Annotated in this window: 3 protein-coding genes; 1 reads left to right on the top strand and 2 read right to left on the bottom strand. The window is 36.5% G+C overall.

Going from position 1 to position 8381, the window contains the following annotated elements; translation table 11 throughout:
• Positions 1-136: 136 nt before the first annotated feature.
• Positions 137-1168, bottom strand: a complete 1032-nt coding sequence (locus tag BA768_RS14180) for a bestrophin family protein (RefSeq protein ID WP_065721298.1) — start codon at positions 1166-1168, stop codon at positions 137-139.
• Between the two features lie 93 nt (positions 1169-1261).
• Positions 1262-3334, bottom strand: coding sequence for a thiamine pyrophosphate-dependent enzyme (locus BA768_RS14175; RefSeq protein ID WP_034678764.1), 2073 nt, complete (start codon positions 3332-3334; stop codon positions 1262-1264).
• Positions 3335-3563: 229 nt separating this feature from the next.
• Here BA768_RS14175 and dnaE point away from each other — a divergent pair, with 229 nt between their 5' ends.
• On the top strand, positions 3564-8237 hold the full coding sequence (gene dnaE, locus BA768_RS14170; protein ID WP_065721297.1) for a DNA polymerase III subunit alpha: 4674 nt from the start codon (positions 3564-3566) through the stop codon (positions 8235-8237).
• Positions 8238-8381 lie beyond the last annotated feature (144 nt).

Raw genomic sequence — 8381 nt, 5'->3', positions numbered from 1 at the left:
CCGAAATAAATAAAATGAGCTCAGACAAGTATACAATCGGAGCTAGGGTCGCAGTTATTCAAATAAAATATAGAAAAATCCGAAATGATAAAAATTATGTAAATAATTTAAATTAAAAAATAACTTTTAAGTAAAACTAAACCAAAACCCCATTTTTAGAAGTAATAGCATCCGGTAAATCGGTTTCTCCTGCCATTTGAAGAAGGTCAATTTCAATAGCCCGACAGATAGAAAGCATAGGAATATCAAACATCAAACCTTCAAAAGGATTTTCAGAATAATCTCCCACCAATTCCATAATAATATAAATCCAGCCAATGGTGATACAAAACGGAATGGATGCCCAGATTCCCCAATCTCCCAATTTGGCAAATTCACTTACCAAACCTAATGGAAGCAACATAATAAAAATTATATTAAACACAAAAGCGGTACTCGCAAACTGTCTCGGTAAAGGGAATTTTTTAATTCTTTCGGCTTGTCCCTGCAAAGTATAAAATTCATTCAAACAATCCTGTAACTGTATCTGATTGAATTCTGAAATCGCATTCATGTTTTTCAGCTCGTTCACATCTTTCGATTGTTGCGCAATGAGATACGTGGCAAAATTTTTATATTGAGATTGTAATTCTACTTCTTCTTCACTCAGATATTTATTAAGAAAAATCGGAGTTCTTCCATAATCGGGAAATCCTGCTTTAATTAATCTGTTACGCTTGTGGTCAATATTCTTAAAATGTTCTTCCTCTACTTTAATGTGTTCCCATTCTGCCGGAATCAAAAGCTGGTCACGAAACTGGTATAACCATGCAATATGACGGAAAACGATCTTTTTTCTTCGGTCCTCAAGATCAAATTTCCCAATATCTTCATTCGCAGTATCGAAAGAATACACCATCGAGCCCAACATTCGGCTGGAATTAACGATTCCGCCCCAGATTTTTCTTGCTTCCCATAATCTGTCATATGCCTGATTATTTTTAAAACCCACCAAAAAGGCCTCAGCTGTACCAATCAGCGCCACCGGAACCCAAGGAATAATCATCCAGTCCCAATGGAAATAATGAAAAAGAATTGCGATCAAAGTACACCAAATGGAAATCAGAATAAGATGAAATCCCGATAAGTTGAGAACCTGTTTATAATTGACGTATTTTGTGGTAATCATTTAGAGCAAAAAATTTATTCAATCCAAGTTAGCAAAAAGTGTACAAAAAAACCTCTAAAAAATTTTAGAGGTTTAAAATTATTTTTGTCTGAATTAATATTTCAGCATTTCTTCGATTTTTGTAGCTAACTTTTCTGCATTTGGAAGCATTTCTTTTTCTAAAACCAAGTTGATCGGAACTGCAGGAGTATCCAAAGATCCCATCGTTTCCACCGGAGCATCAAGATGTTTGAAACAGTTCTTTGAAATTCTGTGTGCAAATGCTTCTGCAAATGAATTGTTTAATTGTTCTTCCGTAAGAACGATACATTTTCCGTGAGCTTTTACTCTTTCGAAAACCAATTCTTCATCAAGAGGAATCAGAGTTCTCAAGTCAATCACTTCAACTCTTCCATTAAAGTTTTTCGAAGCTTCTTTTGCCCAATAAACGCCCATTCCATAAGTTACTACCAATAAAGTTCTTCCTTTTTCGGTTTCATTTTTATCAGCTTCAATGATTACTTTTCCTTTTCCGAAAGGTAAAATATAATCTTCTGCCGGTTCTATCGTTTTAGCGTCTTCAGTTCCCGGAACCTTGCTCCAATACAAACCTTTATGCTCCAACATCACAACAGGATTCGGGTCATAATAAGCTGCTTTTAATAAACCTTTAAAGTCAGCTGCATTACTTGGATAAGCGATTTTAATTCCTTTAATATTCGCTAAAATACTTTCAACGCTTCCGCTGTGATAAGGGCCGCCACCTCCGTAAGCTCCAATCGGAACACGGATGATATTGCTTACAGGGAATTTACCCTGACTTAAATAGCTGGATTTTGAGATCTCAGTAATCAACTGATTGATTCCCGGATAAATATAATCTGCAAACTGTACTTCAACAATCGGTTTTAAACCAACTGCACTCATACCCGTTGTAGAACCAATAATATAAGCTTCCTGAATAGCTGTATTGAAAACTCTTTTACTCCCGAATTTTTTTCCTAAAGTCACGGTCTCACGGAAAACTCCACCAATTCTTTCTCCAACATCCTGTCCGTACAACAAAGCTTCCGGATGCTTCCACATCAATTCCTGAATCGCATGAATCGCAGCGTCTACCATTACAATTTTTTCTCCACCTTCTGGTTCACGAGTTCCCACCTCTTCCGTAATCGGAGTTGGTGCGAAAACATGATTCATTACCGTCTCAGGTTTTGGATCTTCAGCTTTTTGAGCCCTTTCGAAAGCTTCTTCAGCTTCAAGACGAGCTTTTTTGGTGATTTGTTTTAATAGTTCTTCATCAACACCCGCATCAAGCAATTGATTTCTAAGGATTTCTCCCGGATCTTTGGCTCTGTGTTTTGTTAAATCTTCTTCATCTCTATAGAATTCTCTTCTTACTCCTGAAGTGTGATGACCAATCAAAACAGTTTTTGCACAAACAACGATAGGTTTTCTTTCAGTACGTACGAAATCCACTGCTTTTTTCATCGCTTCAAAACTTTCAACGAAATCTGTTCCGTCGACTCTCATTCTGCTTAAACCAGTGAATCCTGAAACAAAATCATAAGCGTCGCATGTTCTCGCTTCTTCTTTCGTTACAGAAATTCCCCATTCGTTATCCTGAACTAAGAAAATAATCGGAAGTTGGTGTAATGCTGAAAACTGAAGTGCTTCACTCACTTCACCTTCCGTCACAGAATTGTCTCCAAGGCTGCAAACCACAACCGGATTGTTTTCAAATTGCTGTAAATTGAAATCCTGAATATATTTTATCCCTTGCGCAACTCCCGCAGTTGGAATTGTCTGCATTCCTGTTGCCGAACTTTGGTGAATAATTTTTGGTTTGTCTTCATCTCTGCTCGAAGGGTGAGAGTAGTAAGATCTGCCTCCAGAAAAAGGATCATCAGCTTTTGCCAATAACTGCAGCATCAATTGGTAAGGTTCGAAACCAATTCCCAACAAAATACTTTCGTCTCTGTAATATGGAGAAACCCAGTCTTCTTTTTTTAGCTGATAAGCGGTTGCCAACTGAATCGCTTCATGACCTCTTGATGTACTATGAACATATTTACAAACATTTCTGTTTTCTTCGTAAATATCTGCCATCGCTTTGGCAAGCATCATGTGGTTATAAGCCTTTAATAATATATCCTGAGAAACTTTTTCGTGAAGTGTATTTTCCATAGAAAGCAAATATACATAAAAATAGAAATCCGAACAATTGTTAGTTATTGTGTTTATCTTATTGGTTTTTAATATTTTGTTTTAAATATTAAAGTTTTAGGCTGGATTAATAATTACCAAAATGCTGTTGAGAAACGGATAATATTTTAGCCAAAACAAATTCCAAAACACAAAAAATTACCCTAACTTTACATTCTATTTTTTCAAATAAAAACGGCGAATAATTTAGATGTATTTAGTTTTTGACACAGAAACCACAGGTTTACCAAAGAATTTCAACGCACCGCTTTCAGATTCAGACAACTGGCCTAGAATGGTACAGATTGCGTGGCAGTTGCATGATGATGACGGAACTTTACTTGAAAATCAGGATTATATTATAAAACCTGAAGGGTACGATATTCCCTTCAACGCTGCAAGAATTCATGGGATTACTACCAAAATTGCCAATGAGGAAGGTCGTGATCTTGAAGAAATTTTGAATGAATTTTCCAAAGTTTTAGAAAGAGTAAGAGTTGTTTCCGGTCACAATGTTGAATTCGATTACAACATCGTGGGAGCCGAATTTTTTAGAAAAAATATAAAGGATAACCTTCAGGAAAAGCCAAAAGCCGATACCATGATTTTGGGAACCGATTTTTGTCAGCTTGGAGGCGGTCGTGGAGGAAGGTTCAAACCTCCAAAATTGGAGGAGCTTTACGAAAAATTATACGGTCATAAGTTTGATGAAGCGCACAACGCAGCAGCTGACGTAAATGCAACAGCTCAGGTTTTCTTCGAGATGATGCGTATCGGAATAATTCCTGCTGAAGTTTTAAAAACTTCGGAAGACCAGTTAGCGTATTTCAAAACGCTGTATCCGGATCCGATCAAGCCTTTCAATATTATTATCAGAAGACAGGTTGCTGACTTTAATAATAAGAAAAAACAACAGGATTTCGGGAGTGTCGATGAGATTGATTTAGGTAAATATTTCAATTTCAACAATCACAGTGTTTTTTCTACGTTGATGGCTACTTCAAGCATTAATGATCTGATTAAAAAAGCTTCAGATGACAATTTCCCTGCCGTCGGAATGGTGGATTTGGGAAATATGATGGGTGCCTTTAAATTTGTTTCAGCAGTTGAAGGAGCGAATAGTGACCGCGCCAAAAAACATAAAGAATATTTAATCAAAAAACAGGAAGCGGAAGAAAATGGAATAGAATTCAATGAAGAAGAACCTGTTTCAGAACCTTTAATTCCTGTAGTTGGGTGTGAATTTTATATTTCAGACCGTTACGAACAGAAGCAGTTTACCAAAGACGATCCCGATAGAAGAACGCAGGTTGTTTTATTGGCAAAGGATTTTAATGGATATAAAAATTTGGCAAAACTTTCAAGTATTGGTTTTCTTAAAGGATTTTATTTTGGAGTTCCGAGGATCAGTCGTGAAGTAATTGCTGAATATAAAGAAGGGCTTATCGCTTTAACTTCAGGAATTCTTGGAGATATTCCTGATGCTATTTTGAATACAGGTGAACAAAAAGGGGAAGAGCTTTTCAAATGGTGGAAAGATACTTTCGAGGATGATTTTTATGTTCAGATCCAGAATCACAAACTACCTGAAGAGGAGCATTTGAACGATGTCCTTTTACATTTTGCCGATAAATATAATGTTAAAATCTTAGCACAGAACGAAACTTTTTATTCCAACAAAGACGATTCCAATATTCAGGATATTGTAAGCTGTATCAAAGACGGTGAAAAACTGACAACTCCTGTCGGAAAAGGTTTCGGAAAAAGAAGAGGTCTGGCTACCGGAGAATACTATATCAAAAATTCAGATGAAATAAAAGAAGCATTTTTGGCTTATCCTGATGCTTTTGATGCGTATGAAGAATTTACGGCAAAATTTAAGCCTTATACTTTAAAAAGAGACGTTCTCCTTCCAAAATTCGATATTCCGGAACGGTTTATTCATGCAGAAGATGAAATTGATGGTGGGAAACGAGGGGAAATGGCTTACTTGACGCATTTAACTTATGAAGGAGCTAAAAAAAGATATGAAATAATTACTGATGAAATTAAAGAACGTCTGGATTTTGAACTTGAAGTAGTTGCAAATACAGGTTACCCCGGTTACTTTTTGATTGTACAGGATTTCTGTAATGAGGCAAGAAAAATGGGAGTTTGGGTTGGCCCAGGTCGTGGTTCTGCTGCAGGTTCTGCAGTTGCATATTGTACCGGAATTACCAATGTTGATCCTATTAAATATGACCTCCTTTTTGAGCGTTTCCTGAATCCTGAAAGGATTTCTATGCCCGATATTGATATCGATTTTGATGATGAAGGACGAGATAAAATCATCAAATGGGTAGTTGAAAAATACGGTAAAAATCAGGTGGCGCAGATCATTACGTATTCCGTTTTGGGTGGAAAATCTGCCATCAAAGACGCGGGAAGAGTTTTGGATGTTCCGATTCCTGATACCAATAATATTGCGAAACTGATTCCTCCAAGTCCGGGGATGAATATTGCAAAAGCTTTATCTAAATATGATAAATTAAAGCCTGAAGAACAGCAACTCGTCGATGAGATGAAATATGTTCTGAACACACCAGATGATGCACGTCACGATGTTTTGGCGAGTGCGAAAAAAATGGAAGGCTGTATCCGAAATACAGGAATTCATGCTTGTGGTGTGATCATTACGCCGGAAGATGTAAGTAATCTTGTTCCGGTAACTATTGCTGCGAAAGATGCCGATATTTTGGTGTCTCAATTTGATAATTCCGTAGCGGAAAGTGCAGGTCTTTTAAAGATGGATTTCCTTGGTCTTAGGACTTTAACGATCATTAAAGATGCTTTAAAATTAGTAAAAGAAAGACATGGAATTGATATTAATCCTGATGAAATAGGTCTTGAAGATACCAAAACCTATCAGTTATTTAAAGAAGGAAGAACGATTGGGATTTTTCAGTACGAAAGTCCGGGAATGCAGAAGTACATGAGGGAACTTAAGCCTACAGTTTTTGCAGATTTGATTGCGATGAATGCTCTTTACCGACCGGGTCCGATTAAGTATATTCCAAACTTTATTAATAGAAAACACGGAATCGAGGAAATTGTCTACGATTTGCCGGAAACTGAAGAATATTTAAAGGAAACCTACGGAATTACGGTTTATCAGGAGCAGGTAATGTTGCTGTCTCAGAAATTGGCCAACTTTACCAAGGGTGAAGCCGATACTTTGAGAAAAGCGATGGGTAAAAAGCAGATTGAAGTTCTTAATAAAATGTACCCTAAATTTATCGAAGGCGGGAGAAAAAATAATCTTGATGAAGGTCCTTTAGAAAAAATCTGGAACGACTGGAAAGCCTTTGCGGAGTACGCTTTCAACAAATCTCACTCAACCTGCTATGCTTTAATTGCTTATCAGACAGCCTATTTAAAGGCTAATTATCCTGCTGAATACATGGCGAGTGTGATGAGTAATAACATTAACAATACCGATTCTATCACGATGTTTATGGAAGATTGTAAAAGTATGGGTGTTGATGTCTTGGGACCTGATGTTAATGAATCTCAATATAAATTTTCGGTAAACGAAAAAGGCCAAATCCGTTTCGGCTTGGGTGCGATTAAAGGTATTGGTGAAGGACCAAGTGAGGCGATTACCCGTGAAAGACAAAACGGAAGATTTAAAAATATTTATGATTTCTTTGAAAGGATTCTGCCTTCACAGATGAATAAAAGAGTTGCGGAAAGTTTGGTTGTTGCAGGAGCTTTCGATGAGTTGGATTCTTTCCATAGAGGTCAGTATTTTGATATTGATATGGCGGGAAGAACAAATCTCGAAAGATTAATCCGATACGGACAAAGCTTTCAGGAAAGTAAAAATGAGATGGAGAATTCTCTTTTCGCAGACTTTGCTGAGGAAGTTCAGATTGAACAGCCGAAATTGGCACCATGTCCGGAATGGCCAAATATGCATAAATTAAATAAAGAAAAAGAAACCATCGGATTTTACCTTTCTGCACATCCTTTGGACGAATTCAAATATCAGTTTCAATTTATGCAGGGAAGTCTTTCTAAAAAATCTGTTTTAGAAAAAGATGAAGAAGCAAAAATTGTTATCGATGAAACTCCTATTCTGGAAAAAGACTCTGTGGATGAAGTGGCAGATTTAATAGAAATTGTTGCTGATGATATTGTAGCGGGAGAAGAAGAGGAAATTATCGAAGAAGTTATAAAAAAAGCAGAACCAAAAGGTGTTTTCGGGTTTCTAAATCTTGATGAGGTGGATGCTTATAAAGAACTGGCTTTTGCCAATAAGCAGGAAGAACTTTTTGAAGAAAAGAAAAAAGACTGGAAGACTTTACAAAAGGAAAGAGAAAACGGCGGGGGCGGAAAAGAGTATACTGTTGCGGGCTTAATCACAGAATATGTCGTAAAAGATGGTTTTCGTAGTGGTGAAAAGGTGGCTTTTCTGACATTGGAGGATTACTCGGGATCATATTCTTTCAGATTAGGAGACAGGGATTATATGAAACTGAAAGAAAAGCTGGAAGTTCAGCGTTTTGTTATTTTAAAAATAAAATTTGCTCAGGTAAAAGACGGAAGGGTTTTTGTGAATGTTATTGATGTCATTGAATTACAGGAAGCTTTCGAACGATTTGCAAAAAGTATTTCTCTGGTGATGGATGTGATGGATTTCCGACCGGAAGATCTGAGTTTCTTCAGATCTGTTTTGGAGAGGAATCAAGGTGACCAAAAGCTGAAGTTTTATATAAAAAATGTTGATGAAGATTTAAATACGGAACATCTGGAAGTTCAATCGATGAAACATTCGGTTAATCTGAACGGTGATTTGATAAAACAGATTCAACTGTTGAATAAATATGAGTTTTATTTGAATTAATATTCGATATTTATAATTTAAAAACAATCGCAACCTTATTTTTTGGGTTGCGATTGTTTTTATAGAGCCTGATTTATTTACTGAAAAAAATGAAAATTCTTATTTGTTGTAGAGGTAGGTTTTGGGACTTAAAGTCTTGATATT

Source organism: Chryseobacterium sp. CBo1, from assembly GCF_001693475.1.
Lineage (GTDB): Bacteria > Bacteroidota > Bacteroidia > Flavobacteriales > Weeksellaceae > Chryseobacterium > Chryseobacterium formosense.
Note: the sequence above shows the minus strand (reverse complement) of the source record. Positions and strands in the feature narration are given on the sequence as shown.